Origin of the sequence: Microbacterium sp. A84, assembly GCF_051842815.1 — a bacterium.
In the GTDB taxonomy this organism is placed as follows: domain Bacteria; phylum Actinomycetota; class Actinomycetes; order Actinomycetales; family Microbacteriaceae; genus Microbacterium.
In genome coordinates this window covers 1931519-1948373 of sequence record NZ_JBPXMS010000001.1, presented here as the reverse complement: position 1 = coordinate 1948373, position 16855 = coordinate 1931519, and the positions used below count along the sequence as shown (strand labels likewise).

The window sequence follows — 16855 nt, the reverse complement described above, 5'->3', positions numbered from 1 at the left end:
ATGAACGACTGTGGCCGGCTGCAAGTGCAGCCGGCCACAGTCGTTTCATTTGTCAGCCGGCTTCAGTGAGCCCGAGAATCTCCAGCGGATGCATCAGGCGCCACAACGGGCTCGGTCCTTCGAGCTCATCGGCGAGCGAGACGCTGGAGTCCGTGGCATTTACGGGGCCAGTGACCGTGAGCGTACCGATCGCGTCACCGTCGGCGCGCTGGTCGCTCAGGTCGAAGTCCACTTCCGCGCTCGCAGATACACCGTTCCACAGCACGACGTTCGCGTCACCGTCGGTGACCACGTCCACGCTCGTGCCCCACGGGGTACTGACAGTGCCGACAACGGTGCCTTCTGCCACAGCCGGAGCAGTTGCCGCCAATGCAGCCTCCACGCCGGCGAACAGTGACCGCGTCACTTCGAGCCGTTGGTCGTTGTCGTCCTGGTTCAACACCGACGCATACAGGTGCACCGTCGTATCGCCGATCGTGATGTCCTTCGCGGTGAGCAGGCTCCAGCCCACGAGGGTTCCAGTCTTGATGCCGACGACACCCGGGTCTGCGAGCATACCGTTGGTGTTTTCGACCAGGCCGGCGCCGGGGATCTCGACACTTGCGGTGCCGACGATTTCGGCGAACACGGGGTTCTGCATCGCACGCTCTGCGAGCCGCAGCAGTGCCTCCGGCGTGGCGATATTGTCCTCATCAAAGCCGGAGGGGGTCACCACTGTGATCCCGGAAAGGCCGCGGTCGGCGAGCCATCGCTCTGCGGCTTCGGCAAACTGTCGGTCGGAGCCCCAGAGCTCGCGGGCCAGTCGATCGACATAGTTGTTGGCGGAGCCGAGTAACGTGCCCTGCAGCATCTGATACTCCGTCAGCACACCGTCGACCGGAACATCCAGCGCCGACTGATTCGCGCGGCGGTAGTTCCAATAGTCGAGCGTGTCGCCGTAGGTGAACGCGAACTCCGGGCCCGATTCGCCGAGCTGTAGCGGCATCTCATCCAGCACCATCAGGCTGGTCACGACCTTCGTGAGGCTCGCTATCGAGGCCGAATCAAGAGTGGATGCCGCAGAGGAGACCCCGGCGACACTCACACCGGCGCTGCCGCCGGCGGGCCAGCTGAACGTGGCAGCTTCGGAGGCCACGGTCTGGAATTCAACGGCCTGCACCGTCGGAGGCACTTCGTTCAGTGGCCACAGCAGCATCGTCGCGGAGTAGGCGATGGCGAGAACAGCGACGGTGCCTAGCGGTGCCATCCAGGTACGCAGGACGCCGGAGCGCAGAGAAGCATTCGCGAGCAGGTCGGGCCCCGTCTCGCGCATCGTTACCGCATCGAGATCTGCCGGGCGGGTGCCTTCGCTGACATCGTCGACGTCGAGCCAGGTGAGGGCGGTGACTGGGTGCGTGGCACCCGCCCACTCTGCGTCCGGGGCCGTCTCGTCCACCGCGCGCTCGAGCACGTTCAGATCAGCGTCGGCGTCGAAGTCGAAGACTGTGGCGGCAGAGGAGGGCGCATCCGGTGTCTCCGCGGCATCCGGTGTCGGTTCTGGCGTGTCTGAGGCGGTCTCTGCCGTGTCTAACAGTGCCTCCAGGGCATCTGGCACCGTCTCCGGGGAGTCGCTGGGCGGCAGGGCTGGGGAGCTCGCGGCATCGACGGCTCCCGTACGCGCGCGAAGGGCACGCCGGCTGAGCGTGCCAGTATCGGGCGTCGCATCGTCAGGGGTCACCCGCCTACGCTATCGAATCCCGCTCCTCGTGTGCGCAGGGGCACCGGCATCCTGACAGTTGGGTAAGATCGTCAGCACAACCACGGGAGTCCGATGAGTCGGGCTGAGAGGAAGCGAACCACGCTTCGACCGTCGAACCTGATCTGGGTCATGCCAGCGCAGGGAGGAGTTCAAATGAACACGTCTACACGCACGCCCACTGCCGCCCGCACCGGGCTCATGCGTCCAGAGATCTGGCGTTGGCGCATCGTCGACATCGTCGTCGCCAGCGTTCTCGGAGTCGCCTGCGGGTTCCTGTTCCTGGCATGGAATGTGGGTTATCTCGGGCCGAAGGCGCTGCTCGAGCCGCTCCTGCCCGGTGTGCAGGGGCTTCTTGACGGTCCGTGGCTCATCGCCGGCGTTCTCGGCGGCCTCGTCATTCGCAAGGCGGGAGCCGCGATCTACACCGAGGTGATCGCTGCAGTGGTCTCCGCGCTTGCGGGAGCCCAATGGGGCGGTTTCCTCACGATCGAGGCAGGACTCGTGCAGGGCCTTGGCGCCGAGATCATCTTCCTGCTCTTCGCCTACCGCTTCTGGTCACTGCCGGTGGCTCTCCTGGCCGGCGCGGGCGCCGCACTTGCCGGCGGTGTCAACAACCTGATCCTTTGGTACGCAGGCTCGGGGGCGACCTTCACCATCGTCTACCTCATCAGCACGGTCATCTCAGGGGCCGTCCTTGCCGGCGCGCTCGGCTGGGTGCTCGCGCGCGGTCTCGCGGCCACCGGAGCCCTTGATCGGTTCGGCTCCGGCCGCGAGGTGCGGAACCGGGTCTGACATGCCAGCCGGTAACGTCCGGCCCGCAGCGGTCGAGGCACGCGGGTGGGGATGGCGTCACGCGAGCAGGCTCGCGTGGGCGCTGCACGACGTCACGTTCCGCATCGAACCTGGCGAGCGGGTGCTCCTCCTCGGGGCATCCGGCGCCGGAAAGTCGACGCTGCTGCACGGGCTGGCCGGGGTGCTCGGCGGTGACGAAGAGGGCGAGAGCGCCGGCGAGTTGTTGGTTGATTCGGCTCCGGCCGCCGCAACTCGCGGCCGCTCCGGGCTCGTGCTCCAGGATCCAGACTCGCAGGTCATCCTCGCGCGGGTAGGAGACGACGTCGCGTTCGGCTGCGAGAACATCGGCATACCGCGGGAGGAGATCTGGCCGCGGGTGAGTGCAGCCCTCGACGCCGTCGGCCTTGACGTGCCGCTCGACCGGCCCACCAAGGCGCTGTCCGGAGGGCAGAAGCAGCGCCTCGCGCTCGCGGGCATCCTTGCGATGCAGCCGGGCCTGGTGCTGCTCGACGAGCCGACAGCGAATCTCGATCCGGACGGTGTCATTGAAGTGCGCGACGCCGTGCAGCGCATGCTGACAGCGCATCCCGCCACGCTGATCGTCGTCGAGCATCGCCTGGATGTGTGGCTGCCGCTGATCACGCGGGTGATCGTCGTCGGTGAGGGGGGAGTGATCGCGGATGGGGCGCCGGACCAGGTGCTCGGGACCGCCGGTGCGGAACTCGCCGCCGCAGGCGTGTGGGTGCCGGGTCATCCGCCGGCCTTGCCGCAACCGCCACGTGCTGAGCCGGGAGCGATCCTGCTCGCCGCGCACGACCTCTCCGTTGCTCGGGTGAAGGGTGTGACTGTGGCATCCGATGTCGACCTGGTGGTGCGTGCCGGTCAGGCGCTGGCGATCACCGGGCCGAACGGCGCGGGAAAATCCACCTTGGGACTCGCTCTTGCCGGTCTCCTTCCTCCGGCGGGGGGTCACGTGGAAGCATCCGGTGCGTTCGCCGATGGTGCGGGTTCCGCGCCCATCCGCTGGACGTCGAGGCAGTTGCTGACGCGCATCGGGATGGTATTCCAGGAGCCGGAGCATCAGCTGCTGGCGAAGACCGTACGAGACGAGCTCGCGGTTGGTCCGCGCGCGCTCGGGTTGAGTGCGGATGAGATCGCTGCGCGCACTGACGAACTGCTCACGAGGCTGCGGCTGGCGCATCTCGCGCTGGCGAATCCGTACACGCTGTCCGGCGGAGAGAAGCGTCGTCTGACCGTTGCGGCTGCGCTCGCGACCAGACCACGGATGCTCGTGCTCGACGAACCCACGTTCGGCCAGGATGCGCGCACGTGGGCCGAACTCATGGCGATGCTGGCCGTGCTGCGCGATGAGGGTGCGGCGATCGTCACGATCACGCATGACCTCGACGTGGTGCGCGCGCTGCGCGCGGAGCGCTTCGAGCTGAGTGGCATCCGATGACGTTGCTCGAGAATCGTGCGCGTACCGGCGTCGTCGCGCAGATCAATCCGGTGGCGAAGCTGGGCGTCAGCGCGCTGATCGCGATCCCGCTGATTCTCACCCTCGACGTCGTCTCCGCTGCGGTCGCCCTGGTGCTCGAGTGCGTGCTGTTCCTCTTCGCCGGTATTGGTTGGCGGGAGTTTTGGGTGCGCACCTGGCCGGTCTGGCTGGCAGCTCCCCTGACCGGTGTCACGATCGCGCTGTATGGCGAGACGAGCGGGGAGATCTACCTGGAGTGGTTCGTCGTGCGCGTCAGCGAGGGGTCGCTGGCGCTGGCTTTGGCGACGATGTTCCGTGTTCTCGCGATCGCTCTGCCTTCGGTGGTTCTCTTCCTCACGGTCGATCCGACGGACCTCGCCGACGGACTGGCGCAGATCCTGCGGCTGCCTGCCCGGTTCGTGCTCGGCGCGCTCGCTGGCCTGCGCATGGTGGGGCTGTTCCTCGACGACTGGCGTGCGCTGGAGTTGGCCCGCCGGGCGCGCGGCGTCGCCGACCGTGGTCGTATCAAGCGCTTCCTCGGGATGGTGTTCGCGCTGCTGGTGCTTTCGATCCGTCGGGGTGCGAAGCTGGCGACGGCGATGGAGGCGCGCGGCTTCGGCGCGCCGGGGCAGCGCACCTGGGCGCGCGAGTCCACCTTCGGTGCGAGGGAATGGATGCTGCTGCTGATCGGCGCCCTGATCTCCGCGATAGCGGTGACAGCCGCGGTCATAACCGGCTCCTGGAACTTCATCCTAGGCCCGAGTTCTTAACCCCTTCCTCCCCCTTGCGAGTGGGCACTTGTGGCTCATTTTCCACGCGAAATAGAGCCACAACTACCCACTCGCAATCAGGGGCGGGTCGTCAGGTGCTCGTTGTTTTGGGGCAGCGTGTCAGCTAGCTCTGGGGCATCCCCGATGGTGATTCCGGCGAAGGTCATCGGGACTCCGATGGCCGTCCAGAGGGAGGCGCGGTCCATGAGTTGAGCATGCACGTGTGGCTCAGTGCTGTTGCCTGAGTTCCCGCAGAGACCGATCTGTTCGCCCGCTCGGACCGTCTCGCCGACTCGAACCGTGACTGACCCGCGCTGCAAGTGTGCGACGGTCGCGTGCACGCCATCCGCGCCGCGGATCGTGACGTGGTTGCCGACGATGAACCCCGGGCCTCCCGACTCACGGATTGCACCTTCGAACAACAGGTAGATCACGGCGAGCAAATTGGACCGCGCTCGGTGATCGCGTCGCCAGTCGGATGCGCGCACCACCACTCCATCGCACATGGCGAACACCGGCGCTCCGAACGCGGGATACTCCGACGGTGCACGCATCGCTGAGCCGCCGCCGAAGGGCGGACGGACCTTATCGACCGGCTCGTTGACGAGATCGATCGCGTACGTCTGGCCGTATGCACGGACTCCGTGGCTCGGGACCTTCGAAGCAGGGCTGTTCATCGCAAGCCACCGTCCGCGCACCGGAGAGGAGACTTTCACTGTTTCCCGCTTGGGAAGAAAAACAGGCGCGGTGAATGCGAGCACGATACAAATTGCCAGCACGCAAAGTGCGATCGGCGACAGGATGCCACGCGCCTGCCGCGCAGTCTCGCCCAGGGTGAGGAACGTGGACAGGGCGACGGCGATCAAAGTTGCGGTCGCTGCGTAGTAACCAGGGATGCGGAGGCGATAGACGGCAATGAGCGCCCGCCTCATCGCTCGGCTCCGAGCATGCACGCCAGCAGGGGGACGATCCGTGCCGCTGGAACCGCGTAGTTGCCACGCCCGCTCTGACGTACCCATCCGGCGCTGAGTAGTTGTCGCAGGTGGTGGTGTAGCTGACCGGTCGTTCCGAGTGTCTCGATCGCCGCGAGATCGGCAGTTGCGTGCACCCCGGAAAGGATGTGTCGCAGCAGTTCCACCCGAACCGGATGCCCCAATGCTGCGAACACCGATGCCTGCTCTGTCCAGTCCGTCTCCAGCATCCCCGCGGTTCCGACGCTCTGCTGCCACGACACCGGAGCCCCCGTAGGCAGAGTCAGCGATCCCACCAGCATCACAGCGCCATCGACGGTAGAGGGGGTGTCCGCGAGGCGTGACTGCAATCCAGCCAGCGCCCAGAACGCGTCCGCATCGACAGGTGATCCTTCTGTCTGCTCCTGCACGTCGAGGGCATCGACCCGTTCCGTCAGGACACGCACGGCGTCGCGCAGTGCTGCCAGTTCATCATTCATGCATCAATAGTACGTTAATACGTATTAGCAAACAATGAGTTGGTGGTCGCTACAGCCCGTCGAGCTCGCGCACCAGTCGTTTCGGAGCGGTCACCCGATACGAAGCATCGACGAGTTCGGCGATCTCCTGCCAATCCGTCGATTCGTCGAGGTCGATTCCGAGCCATCCGGACGGGCCGAGATATGCGGGCACCCAGAATCGTGTGTCTTGTCGCAGCGCGGGATCGTCGCCGGGATCGGGTCGCACCATGATTGCTGCGTCGTGGGCGATCCACTCATCGTTTATGCGTTGGGAGCCGCCGAAGTAGCAGAACACCTTCTGCGTGAAGAAGGCCGGGCGACCATGGCTGACCTTCTCGTCGGCCTCAGGCAACGCGAGCGCAATGGTGCGCACCCGCGCCAGCAGCGGATCGTCTTCCGTGAACATGAGGGGATGAGACATCAGCTGACCTCCGTCAGTCGCGTTGACCTGCGACGCCGAGGAATCGGATGAAGACCGAGATCCATCCGAAGATGAGCGCGAAGACGACGATCTCGAACGCGGTCAGCCCGAAGAATCCGACGACGAAGAGCAGCGTGGAAACCAGCACTGCGGCAAGGAAGACCCAAGATGCGATGAAGTATGCGCGTGGCATCCCGCGGAGTATCCGGTGTCCGCTTGCGAGCATCCCGATATACATGACGGCCATACCGCCCGCGCAGAGGTTGTGGATCAGCAGGCTCACGTTTACTGGGACGAGGCCGACCCCAGCGAGCATGATGCCCAAGATGATGAACATCCTCGCGATGATCTTGGGACCGTCTTCGCGCGTGAGGATCCGCCGTTCAAGGAGGGCGTTCATATCATTTGTGAGATAAACGGCGAAGGCGGTGACGAGGAGGCCGCCGATGGCCAGGGTGCCGTTGAACACCAGACTCGACACGCTCCAGAAGGTGCCGAGGTGGCTGAAGTGCGTTTCCCACCAGAGGGGATCCGGGGTCATGAGCATCGCCGCGAAAGTGCCGATGCTGACAAAAGCCATCAGCAGTGAAGACATCCGCCGCGTCGTCATGCGCGACACCGACAGATAGGTGAGGTATGCGCTGAGCCCGAGGCTCACCGCCATCAAAACGACCGTCCAGAACAGCTCGACCTTCAACCCGATGAACCCGAGGCTGAGGATGAGGAAGGCCGCAAGCGCCGCCAATACGGCAAGCACGAGGTGTACAAGCACCACTGCGATCGTGTTGACGGTGAAGGTCGCGGCAGACAGCGAGTGTCGCCATTCCTGCCCAGGCATTCCTCGCACGCGCCAGTATCCGATGCCGCCGGCGATCGCCGCGACCGCTCCCGCGGCAATGGCGACGATGCTCCCGAACGACCAGTCGCCGAACAAGCTGAGCGGGGGCAGAGTGACGCCGATGACTATGCCGAGGAGTGCTCCTAAAACGCCAGCGGCGAGGGCGGCGTAGATGGCCTGCGACTCCACACGAAGGGAGTGCGCTGGCTCTGCCACTACGCGTGTTGTGGCTGCATCGGCTGCGGACATGATGGAGGCCTCATTCCAGGCATCAGAGTTTGGAGGTGCGGTCGGTGAGAGCGGTGCCCGCGAGGATTCCGAGCGCGATCGCGACCATTGTAGCGATCGTGGTCACGAGGGTGATTGCTCCAGCGCTGTCGCGAGTCACTGCAATGCGGATGTCAGCCGGGCCAACCCGTCGATCACCTTCTCGCGCAATGGTCGCCTTGCCCATGCCTCTGGGCCCAGCCGGATGCTGTTGCGACGGTAGTTGTCCTCGACGAGCTTCAACTGATCGACGAACTTACGCCCGCGCACCAACACCGAGACCTCCATGTTGAGACTGAATGAGCGGATGTCCATATTGCTCGATCCGATGACGGCAACCTCGTCGTCGATCGAGAAGTGCTTGGAGTGCAGTACGGTCGGCGACCGGTACAGGTAGACGGCGACCCCCGCGTCCAGAAGGGCTGCGTAGTACGAGCGTTGCGCGTGATGGACGAGCACCTGATCTGCGACTTCCGACACGAAGAGCTCGACATCCAGGCCGCGCGCGGCCGCCGTGAGGATGGCCAGCATCGTCGACTCATCCGGAACGAAGTACGGGCTGGTGATGCTCACCCGTGAGCGTGCGTTCTGGATAAGCATGACGAAGAGCTTGAGATTGTTGTCGTTCTCGAAGCTGGGGCCGCTCGGAATCACCTGCGCGTCGATGTTGTCGAGCGGCGTATCGTTGAGCGGTTTTTCGTTTCCCGAATCGGATGCCGCGATCGCGGCGGCCTGCACCGGATAGGTGTGAACGGGGAGGAGCTCGTCTGTTTCGCTGAACCAGTCTGTGATGAACACTGCATCGAGCTCACCGACCACGGGCCCCTCGAGTCGGACCATGAGTTCGATCCAGTGCAACCCGCGGCGAACGTTCTTCGGCTTCAGGTACGTCGAGTCGATGAGGTTCTGCGAGCCGGTGTATCCGACGCGCCCGTCGATGACGACCAGCTTGCGATGATTGCGGAGGTCCGGGCGCTGCCATTGCCCGAGATGAGGGCGCAACGGCAGCATCGGCCTCCACTGCGCACCCATCTGCGCGAGTGCTTCTTGCGTCGCTTTCCGGTGCGGGAACATCAACCCCGAAACGTGGTCGGAGAGCACCCGCACGATGACTCCCCGGGCGACCGCGCGCGCGAGCGCGTCGAAGAACGGCTGCGTGGTGGTGTCTCTCACCAGAATGTAGAACTCGACGTGCACATATTCGCGGGCGGCGTCAATGTCGCCGATCATCGCATCGAACGATCCCTGGTAGTCCTCAATCAACGTCGTTCTGTTGCCCGCGACGATCGGGAGCGCACCGAGTGTCTCGTTGAGTATCACGGCCGTGTCCAGCCAGTCAGGGGTCGATGGCGACGCCCGGTGTGCGGTGACGCCCGAACGGGCGAGCATCAGCGCATTGACCTCCTTTTGCTTCTCGCGCCGCCGCCTGGGAAGTCGACCGAAGCCGATGAGGAAGAAGGCGATTGCCCCGAGAAGGGGGATGAAGATGATCGTCAGGATCCAGGCGATCGCTGTGGCGGGCTTTCGGTGCAGCGAGATCGCCACCGCCGCCACGAACCCCATGATGACGTGAACGCTCAGCAGGATGATCCCCACGATGTCCGAAGTGCTCACGATGCGAGGACTTCCGGAACAGTCATCCGCTGGTCGGTCGTCTTATGCATCCTTGCTCCAGTCATCACGTTGCATTCCACAGCGCCCGGTAATAGTCGAGACGTTCACGGTCAGGGTCGAGGCCGTACGCGTCGATGAGTGCGTCCTCCCAGCCTGGGCCGCAATTCCACTCGGTGCTCATCGAGGCCACGGCGATGTCCGCCCAGCGGTCGGCGGTGCCGAGGACAGCGAGATCGACGTGGGCGAAGGGGCTGCCGTCGGCGTTGAGGAGGGTGTTCGGCATGCAGGCGTCGCCGTGGCACACCACAAGCCGATCGATCGGCGGCGCGTCACGGAGTCCTTCGGGAATGCGGATGCCACGGGCCTGAGCGTTCGCGATCCGGGATGCAACGCTCCACTCCCAGCGACACTCGTCGACCGGGAGTGCGTCGTGCAGCGCCCGCAAGCCCTCGCCGACGGCGCGCACAGCGACGGCTGGTTCTGTGATCCAGCGTCCGTCGACGGCGCTGAGTCCGTCGAGCGCGACGGTCACGAGCCACTCGTGCGTGGCATCCTCGCCCTGCTCGACCACTTCGGGCACGGTGATCCACTCTGACGCCCACCGCATGCGCTCGGCCTCGTCGCGCATGTTCGCCTCGGGGTCGAGCGGGCCCCACTTGATGAAGCGACGGTCGTCCGTGCGGAACGTCAGCCCGCCATTGTTGTTCTGCCACACCGGTTCGAGACTGGCGGCGTGTGCAAGAGCCCGCACGCGCGCAGGGATCTCGATATGTCCCGACGGAATGCTCACCGCCCCATCATCGCGTGTTTCGCGTGGGTTCACAGCAACGGAAGCAGGCACTCCTCCAACACGACGGCGTGGTTGTGCTGCTCGTCGTGTGCGGCGTACACGAGCGTGACGATTGGATGTTGGCGCAGCTCGACCGCCAACGACTCCAGCGCCGACGCAGTCTCGTTCTCCAACTCTGCACGGTATCGCTCGGCGTAGATGCCCCAGTCCGCATCGGATGCCGCGTGCCAGTCTCTCCGCAGCTCAGGGCTGGGCGCGGTGTCCTTGGCCCAGAGATCGATCGCCGCGTGCTCCTTCGAGACTCCGCGGGGCCAGAGTCGATCGACGAGCACACGGAACCCGTCGACGTTCTCGGCGGTATCGTAGGCTCGCTTGCGACGCAGTTCCATGACTACAGCCAACACCTCGGCCGTCACATAAGCCATAGGTGGTACTGAGGATTGCGTATGCTGGGACTGAGTTGCAAAACGTTCGAAGGAGAACACATGCAGATCCAGGGATCTGGGGCACTGATCACCGGAGGGGCTTCGGGGCTCGGCCTTGCAACGGCTCGCGTTCTCGCGGCTGCCGGTGCGCACGTCACGCTGCTCGATCTGCCGTCATCCGCAGGTGCCGATCTCGCCGTAGAACTCGGCGGGACGTTCGCGCCCGCCGACGTCACGAACGTCGAAGACGTGCAGGCAGCCGTGGCTGCGGCGAACGAGCAGGCGCCGCTGCGCATCGTCATCAACTGCGCCGGCATCGCACCGCCCGCCAAAGTGCTCGATCGTGAGGGCAACCCTGCCGTGCTCGCCGACTTCGAGCGTGTCATCCGCATCAACCTCGTCGGCACGTTCAATGTGACTTCGCAGGCATCCGCCGTCATCGCGAAGAACGAGCCACTCGATGGCGGCGCCCGCGGCGTCATCGTCAACACGGCATCCGTCGCGGCATTCGACGGGCAGATCGGCCAGCCCGCGTATTCGGCGTCGAAGGGTGGCGTGCACGCCATGACGCTTCCGATCGCGCGCGAGCTTGCCCGCTACGGCATCCGGGTCTGCACGATTGCTCCGGGCATCATGGAGACCCCGATGCTCGCCGGCCTGCCGGAGGCCGCGCAGGCATCGCTCGGTGCGCAGGTTCCGTATCCCGCACGTTTGGGCCGGCCCGATGAGTATGCCGCGCTGGCCGTGAGTATCGTCACCAACGATTACCTGAATGGCGAGACCATCCGCCTCGACGGCGCCATCCGCATGGCGCCGAAGTGAACGAAGAGCAACGAAGGAGCAGCATGAGCACTCTGGCAGGCAAGACGATCCTGATGTCGGGCGGCAGTCGCGGCATCGGCTTGGCCATCGCGCTGCGCGCAGCGGCGGATGGCGCGAACATCGCGATGCTGGCGAAGACGGACACCCCGCATCCGAAGCTCGAAGGCACGATCCACACCGCTGCCGAGCAGATCCGCGCGGCCGGTGGGAACGCGCTGCCGATCGTCGGCGATGTGCGCGAGGATGACGACATCACTGAGGCCGTCATGAAGACGCAGGGCGAGTTCGGTGGCATCGACATCGTCATCAACAACGCCAGTGTGATCGATCTGTCGCGCTCGCTCGATCTCGGCGCGAAGAAGTACGACCTCATGCAGGACGTCAACGTGCGCGGCACCTTCATGCTGTCGCGCGCGGCGATCCCGCAGCTGCGGGAGTCAGCGAACCCGCACATCCTGTCGTTGTCGCCGCCGCTGAACCCGACCCCGAAGTGGCTCGGAGCGCACACCGGTTACTCGCTGGCGAAGTTCGGCATGACCATGGTCACGCTCGGGCTTGCCGCTGAGTTCGAGAAGGACGGAATCGCCGCGAACACGCTGTGGCCGCGCACGACCATCGCGACGGCCGCCGTGCAGAACCTGCTTGGCGGCGACAAGGTGATGGCTGCGAGCCGCACGCCGAATATCTATGCGGATGCCGCCTACGCCGTGCTGATCAAGACGGCAGCCGGGTACACCGGACAGAGCCTGATCGTGGAAGACGTGCTGGAGGCGGACGGTGTGACCGACTTCTCCGGCTACGCCGCGATTCCCGGTACGCCGGATAACCGCCTTTTCCCCGACATCTTCCTGGACTGACGCCCGCCCCGGGCCGGAAAACGCAGACGCCGCTCGGCGTGTCTCGGCGCGTTGTGCCACGGCACGCCGCCGACACACCAGTTCGTCTGGGTTTCCCGACTCGAGACGGGGCAGGGGACTGGCGCGGGTTCAGAACAGCAGGTACACGGCGCCGACGATCGTGAGGCCGATCACGATCTTGTCGAACACATGTTGCTTCATTCGGCGCGCCAGTCGTATCCCGAGTAGGGCTCCGATCACGACGAGGGGCACGAGTGCGGCATCCATCAGCAGCACGGGGCCGTCGAAGAGCCCGATGCCGGCGAGGAACGGCACCTTGAACAGGTTCACGATCGCGAAGAACCAGGCCGAGGTGCCGAGGAACACCTGCACCGGCGTGCGCATCGCGAGAAAGTACATCGACATGACGGGGCCCGCGGCGTTCGCCACCATCGTCGTGAATCCGGCGAGTGAGCCATAGGCGGATGCGGCGACGATGCCGCCGCCGGAGGCGGGCGTGGCATCCACTCGACCATGCTCTCGAAGACTCTGTCGCCAACGCCGCCACAGCGTCACTGTGATCATCCCGAGAAGGATGACGCCGATCGCGCGGCGTACGACGGCGTCGTCTCCGAGTGCGAGAAACGCGAAGCCAGCCAGCAGCCCCACCACGACCGCCGGCGCCAGCCGCAGCAGCGTCGGCCAGTGCGCGTGCCTTCGGTACGCGATCAGCGCGAACATGTCGCCGACGATCAGCAGGAGCAGCAGTGCGGCCGTCGAGGTACGCGCCGGAAGCACGGTCGCGAACAGAGCGACGGGCAGGATGCCACCACCGGGGATCGCGGTCTTCGCGAGGCCGATCATCAGCGCGGCGACGGCCAGAACGACCCAGGCCCACGGCAGCAACTCAGGCAAAAGGGGCCGCTCAGCCGCTGATAGCGGCGAATGCGGCAGCGAAGCGTTCGGCGCGCTGGGTGAGGTCGGCCCAGTGTGACGCCTTGATCGATGCAGAGTTTGCGAGGTCGCCGCCGGCGCCCACGGCCACCGCGCCCGCGGCAAACCAGTCCGCGAGGTTGTCCGGTGATACGCCGCCAGTGGGCATGAGTGGAGCGTCCGGGAACGGTCCGCGCAACGCCCCGAGGTAGGCCGGCCCGCCGAGGGATGCCGGGAAGATCTTCACGAGGTCAACCCCGAGCGCGAGCGCGCTCATGACCTCGGTCGGCGTCATCGCCCCGGTCATCACGACGCGGCCGGTGTCGAGCATTGCACGCGTGAGGTCGGGCAGCGTGCCGGGGCTGACGAGGAACTCGGCGCCGGCGTCGGCTGCAGCGGTCGCCTGCGCAACTGTGGTCACGGTGCCCGCGCCGATGTAGGCGGCGTTGCCGTGCCGTGCGATCAGCTCGCGGATGACGGCCGGGGCGTCAGGTGTGGAATACGTGACTTCGATCCCGGCGACCCCGCCGCGGATAATCGCGTCGGCGGCTTCGAGTGCGAGCTCGGGGGAAGGAGCGCGCAGGACGGCGAGAACCCCGGTGGTGCGGGCGCGGGCGAGACGGTCAGTCATGGGGGCTCCTTCATTGGCGTACGTGCGTCCCATTCTCGCGGAGTGAAACATGTAATTACAAGCTCGGTCGGACGATCCCCGTGTCGGTGACATCCATCGCGCCAGTCTATGGAAGCCCACCCCAGCCGCTTCCCACCTGCCACCGCGTACCCTTGGATACATGACTGAGTCCTCCGCCATCCGCTCGACGGGTCCCGCCAAACCGCAGGTGCGTCCTCGGACCGAGGGCTGGACCCAGAAGAAGGATGCCGAAGGGCGTCCGCTGCTGCAGTTCGCGAGCCCGAAGCGGGGCAAGCCGCCCGTGCACCTCGCCGATCTCACGCCCGAAGAGCGCGTCGAGAAGGTCAAAGAGCTGGGCCTGCCTGGCTTCCGTGCCAAGCAGTTGTCTGCCCACTACTTCACGCACTACACGTCCGACCCGGCAGAGATGACCGATCTGCCCGCCGCGCAGCGCGAAGAGCTCGTCGCCGGCATGTTGCCTCCGCTGCTCACCGAGGTGCGCCAGCTGAAGACGGACAAGGGCGACACGATCAAGTTCCTCTGGCGTCTGCATGACGGCGCCCTCGTCGAGTCGGTGCTCATGCGCTACCCCGGCCGCATCACGCTGTGCGTGTCGAGCCAGGCCGGCTGCGGCATGAACTGCCCGTTCTGCGCCACCGGCCAGGCAGGGCTGACCCGCAACATGTCGTCGGCGGAGATCATCGAGCAGATCGTCCGCGCGAACCGTCTGATTGCCGAAGGCGGTCTCGGCGGCAAGAAGGCTGATGATCACAGCATGGATCGCGTCTCCAATATCGTCTTCATGGGCATGGGTGAGCCGCTCGCCAACTACAAGCGAGTGATGGATGCTGTGCGCGTCATGGTCGCTGAGCAGCCCAACGGCCTGGGCATGAGTGCCCGCGGCATCACCATCTCGACCGTCGGACTGGTCCCCGCCATCCGCAAGCTCTCGGACGAGGGCATTCCGGTGACGTTCGCGCTGTCGTTGCATGCTCCCGATGACCACCTGCGTGATGAGCTCATTCCGGTGAACTCGAAGTGGAAGGTCGACGAGGCTCTGGATGCTGCCCGCGAGTACTACGAGAAGACCGGGCGTCGCGTCTCGATCGAGTACGCGCTCATCAAGGACATGAATGACCACGCGTGGCGCGCAGACCTGCTCGCCACGAAGCTCAATGAGCGCGGCCGCGGCTGGGTGCACGTGAATCCGATTCCGCTGAATCCGACTCCTGGTTCGGTGTGGACGGCATCCACTCGCGAGGTGACGAACGAGTTTGTGCGTCGACTCAATGACGCCGGCGTCCCGACGACCCTCCGCGACACCCGCGGCAAGGAGATCGACGGGGCCTGCGGCCAGCTTGTGGCGACCACCGAGGACGAGGCCGCCGCAGCGGCCATGTAAGACCACCCCGCCCGCTCGCGGGAACCGCGCGGTGACACGCGGATGCGCGGCGCGTAGGATCGCAGCATGGATCCGACACGACGCTCGACCGGCTGGGTTGCTCTCATCGGCACACTTGCGATCACCGCGTATGCCGTTCTCGCCGCCCTGCAGATCATCGTGTTCACTCCGCTTGCGGCAGTCCCTGGGCACACCCTCAATGAGATTCGCGCCGAGATGGCGGCCGCAGGTGAAGCCCCGGGAGATGCCGGGGTGCTGATCATCCTCGGCATTGGTGTGGCGATCGCCGTCACCGTCGCGGTGCTCGTCATCCGAACCCATGGGCGCCCGGTGCTCGCGGCGCTGCTCTTTCTTGCGGTGCTGACGATGGGTGCGCCGGCATTCTTCATCGCCTCCTTCGGCCCCGGAATGTCGCTGTCTGACACGTTTATGGTCTCCGGAGGCGTCACACTGTACGGCGTCGCCCCGTTCTACATCGTCAGCGCGCTCGCGGGTATGGCGTGCATCGTGCTCGGCATCAGCGCGGCCATTCGTCCGCACCCGGTGGCCGTGACAATCTGACATTCTTCGGCCGCGACCCCCGCGGAGGCTCTAGCGTTGAACCATGGTCAACTATCGCTTCCTCGGAAACAGTGGTCTCAAGGTCTCTGAGATCACCTACGGCAACTGGGTCACGCACGCATCTCAGGTTGGAGATGACGCGGCGGTCAAGACGGTGCATGCGGCGCTGGATGCCGGCATCACCACGTTCGACACTGCGGACACCTACGCGAACACGGCGGCGGAGGTCATCCTCGGCAAGGCGCTGGAGGGCCAGCGCCGCGAGAGCTTGGAGATCTTCACCAAGGTCTATTTCCCCACCGGACCCAAGGGTGCGAACGACACAGGTCTCAGCCGCAAACACATCTTCGAGTCGATCAACGGCTCGCTCACGCGCCTCGGCACCGACTACGTCGACCTCTACCAGGCACACCGCTTCGATTACGAGACGCCGCTGGAGGAGACGTTCCAGGCGTTCGCCGACGTGGTCCGGCAGGGCAAGGCGCTGTACATCGGCGTTTCGGAGTGGACCGCGGAGCAGCTGCGCGAAGGGCATGCGCTCGCGAAGCAGCTCGGTGTGCAGCTCATCTCGAACCAGCCGCAGTATTCGATGCTGCACCGTGTGATCGAGGGCAAGGTCGTGCCGGCATCCGAAGAGCTCGGTATCTCACAGATCGTCTGGTCGCCGATGGCGCAGGGCGTGCTCAGCGGCAAGTACCTGCCCGGTCAGCCGGTGCCGGAAGGATCGCGTGCGACTGATCCGCACAGCGGCGCCGACTTCATCAAGAGCTTCCTGCGCGATGACATCCTCACCGCCGTGCAGAAGCTCAAGCCCATCGCCGAGCAGGCGGGGCTCACGATGCCGCAGCTCGCGATCGCCTGGGTGCTGCAGAACAAGAACGTCGCGGCAGCCCTGCTCGGAGCATCCCGCCCCGAGCAGCTCGCTGACACCGTCAAGGCATCCGGGGTCACTCTCGATGCAGATACACTCGCCGCGATCGATGTCGCGTTGGGCGACGCGGTCAACAGCAACGCCGAGGACACGTACTCGGTCTCGCCGAAGCGCCGCCTGGTCTGAGCCCGGCGCG

Annotated in this window: 18 protein-coding genes and 1 riboswitch; of the genes, 8 read left to right on the top strand and 10 right to left on the bottom strand. The window is 65.5% G+C overall.

What is annotated here, in order from left to right:
- Positions 1–52: 52 nt before the first annotated feature.
- Positions 53–1717 carry a D-alanyl-D-alanine carboxypeptidase gene (locus ACSU04_RS09300; protein WP_439289202.1) on the bottom strand — a complete coding sequence of 555 codons (1665 nt, stop codon included), beginning with the start codon at positions 1715–1717 and terminating at the stop codon, positions 53–55.
- Between the two features lie 72 nt (positions 1718–1789).
- Positions 1790–1901: riboswitch (TPP riboswitch) on the top strand.
- On the opposite strand from ACSU04_RS09300, the gene ACSU04_RS09295 reads away from it, so the two are divergent.
- From ACSU04_RS09295 to ACSU04_RS09285, 3 genes are all read left to right on the top strand, one after another.
- Positions 1892–2530, top strand: a complete 639-nt coding sequence (locus ACSU04_RS09295; protein WP_439280182.1) for an ECF transporter S component — start codon at positions 1892–1894, stop codon at positions 2528–2530. (Overlaps the previous riboswitch by 10 nt.)
- 1 nt (position 2531) lies before the next feature.
- Entirely contained in the window at positions 2532–3989 is a 1458-nt protein-coding gene (locus ACSU04_RS09290) for an ABC transporter ATP-binding protein (protein WP_439289201.1), read from the top strand.
- A complete protein-coding gene (locus ACSU04_RS09285) occupies positions 3986–4777 on the top strand; it encodes an energy-coupling factor transporter transmembrane component T family protein (protein WP_439289200.1) in 792 nt (263 codons plus the stop codon). Before ACSU04_RS09290 ends, ACSU04_RS09285 begins: the two co-directional genes overlap by 4 nt.
- Positions 4778–4854: 77 nt before the next feature.
- On the opposite strand, the gene ACSU04_RS09280 is transcribed toward ACSU04_RS09285, so the two are convergent.
- The 7 genes from ACSU04_RS09280 to ACSU04_RS09250 all read right to left on the bottom strand — a co-directional run bounded on the left by ACSU04_RS09280 (position 4855) and on the right by ACSU04_RS09250 (position 10603).
- A complete protein-coding gene (locus ACSU04_RS09280) occupies positions 4855–5709 on the bottom strand; it encodes a M23 family metallopeptidase (RefSeq protein ID WP_439289199.1) in 855 nt (284 codons plus the stop codon).
- A complete protein-coding gene (locus tag ACSU04_RS09275) occupies positions 5706–6227 on the bottom strand; it encodes an ArsR/SmtB family transcription factor (RefSeq protein ID WP_439280186.1) in 522 nt (173 codons plus the stop codon). Before ACSU04_RS09275 ends, ACSU04_RS09280 begins: the two co-directional genes overlap by 4 nt.
- 49 nt (positions 6228–6276) lie before the next feature.
- Positions 6277–6669, bottom strand: a complete 393-nt coding sequence (locus ACSU04_RS09270) for an MmcQ/YjbR family DNA-binding protein (protein WP_439289198.1) — start codon at positions 6667–6669, stop codon at positions 6277–6279.
- Positions 6670–6682: 13 nt separating this feature from the next.
- A complete protein-coding gene (locus ACSU04_RS09265; RefSeq protein ID WP_439289197.1) occupies positions 6683–7756 on the bottom strand; it encodes a hypothetical protein in 1074 nt (357 codons plus the stop codon).
- 135 nt (positions 7757–7891) lie between these two features.
- Positions 7892–9388, bottom strand: coding sequence for a cardiolipin synthase (gene cls, locus ACSU04_RS09260; RefSeq protein WP_439289196.1), 1497 nt, complete (start codon positions 9386–9388; stop codon positions 7892–7894).
- Between the two features lie 64 nt (positions 9389–9452).
- Complete coding sequence (locus ACSU04_RS09255) at positions 9453–10178, bottom strand: phosphotransferase (protein ID WP_439280190.1); 726 nt, start codon at positions 10176–10178, stop codon at positions 9453–9455.
- Between the two features lie 29 nt (positions 10179–10207).
- A complete protein-coding gene (locus ACSU04_RS09250) occupies positions 10208–10603 on the bottom strand; it encodes a DUF488 domain-containing protein (RefSeq protein WP_439289195.1) in 396 nt (131 codons plus the stop codon).
- A 60-nt stretch (positions 10604–10663) separates the two neighbouring features.
- On the opposite strand from ACSU04_RS09250, the gene ACSU04_RS09245 reads away from it, so the two are divergent.
- Entirely contained in the window at positions 10664–11425 is a 762-nt protein-coding gene (locus tag ACSU04_RS09245; RefSeq protein WP_439280192.1) for an SDR family NAD(P)-dependent oxidoreductase, read from the top strand.
- Between the two features lie 23 nt (positions 11426–11448).
- Positions 11449–12282 carry an SDR family oxidoreductase gene (locus ACSU04_RS09240; protein ID WP_439289194.1) on the top strand — a complete coding sequence of 278 codons (834 nt, stop codon included), beginning with the start codon at positions 11449–11451 and terminating at the stop codon, positions 12280–12282.
- 129 nt (positions 12283–12411) lie between these two features.
- Here ACSU04_RS09240 and ACSU04_RS09235 read toward each other — a convergent pair whose 3' ends face one another.
- Together ACSU04_RS09235 and ACSU04_RS09230 are read right to left on the bottom strand one after the other, a co-directional pair.
- Complete coding sequence (locus ACSU04_RS09235; protein ID WP_439289193.1) at positions 12412–13176, bottom strand: sulfite exporter TauE/SafE family protein; 765 nt, start codon at positions 13174–13176, stop codon at positions 12412–12414.
- A gap of 10 nt (positions 13177–13186) precedes the next feature.
- On the bottom strand, positions 13187–13825 hold the full coding sequence (locus ACSU04_RS09230) for a bifunctional 4-hydroxy-2-oxoglutarate aldolase/2-dehydro-3-deoxy-phosphogluconate aldolase (RefSeq protein WP_439289192.1): 639 nt from the start codon (positions 13823–13825) through the stop codon (positions 13187–13189).
- A gap of 160 nt (positions 13826–13985) precedes the next feature.
- Between ACSU04_RS09230 and rlmN the strand changes: the two genes are divergently transcribed.
- The 3 genes from rlmN (at position 13986) to ACSU04_RS09215 (ending at position 16845) form a co-directional block, all read left to right on the top strand.
- A complete protein-coding gene (gene rlmN, locus ACSU04_RS09225) occupies positions 13986–15227 on the top strand; it encodes a 23S rRNA (adenine(2503)-C(2))-methyltransferase RlmN (protein ID WP_439280196.1) in 1242 nt (413 codons plus the stop codon).
- A 66-nt stretch (positions 15228–15293) separates the two neighbouring features.
- Entirely contained in the window at positions 15294–15788 is a 495-nt protein-coding gene (locus tag ACSU04_RS09220) for a hypothetical protein (RefSeq protein ID WP_439289191.1), read from the top strand.
- A gap of 43 nt (positions 15789–15831) precedes the next feature.
- Positions 15832–16845, top strand: a complete 1014-nt coding sequence (locus ACSU04_RS09215; RefSeq protein ID WP_439289190.1) for an aldo/keto reductase family protein — start codon at positions 15832–15834, stop codon at positions 16843–16845.
- Positions 16846–16855 lie beyond the last annotated feature (10 nt).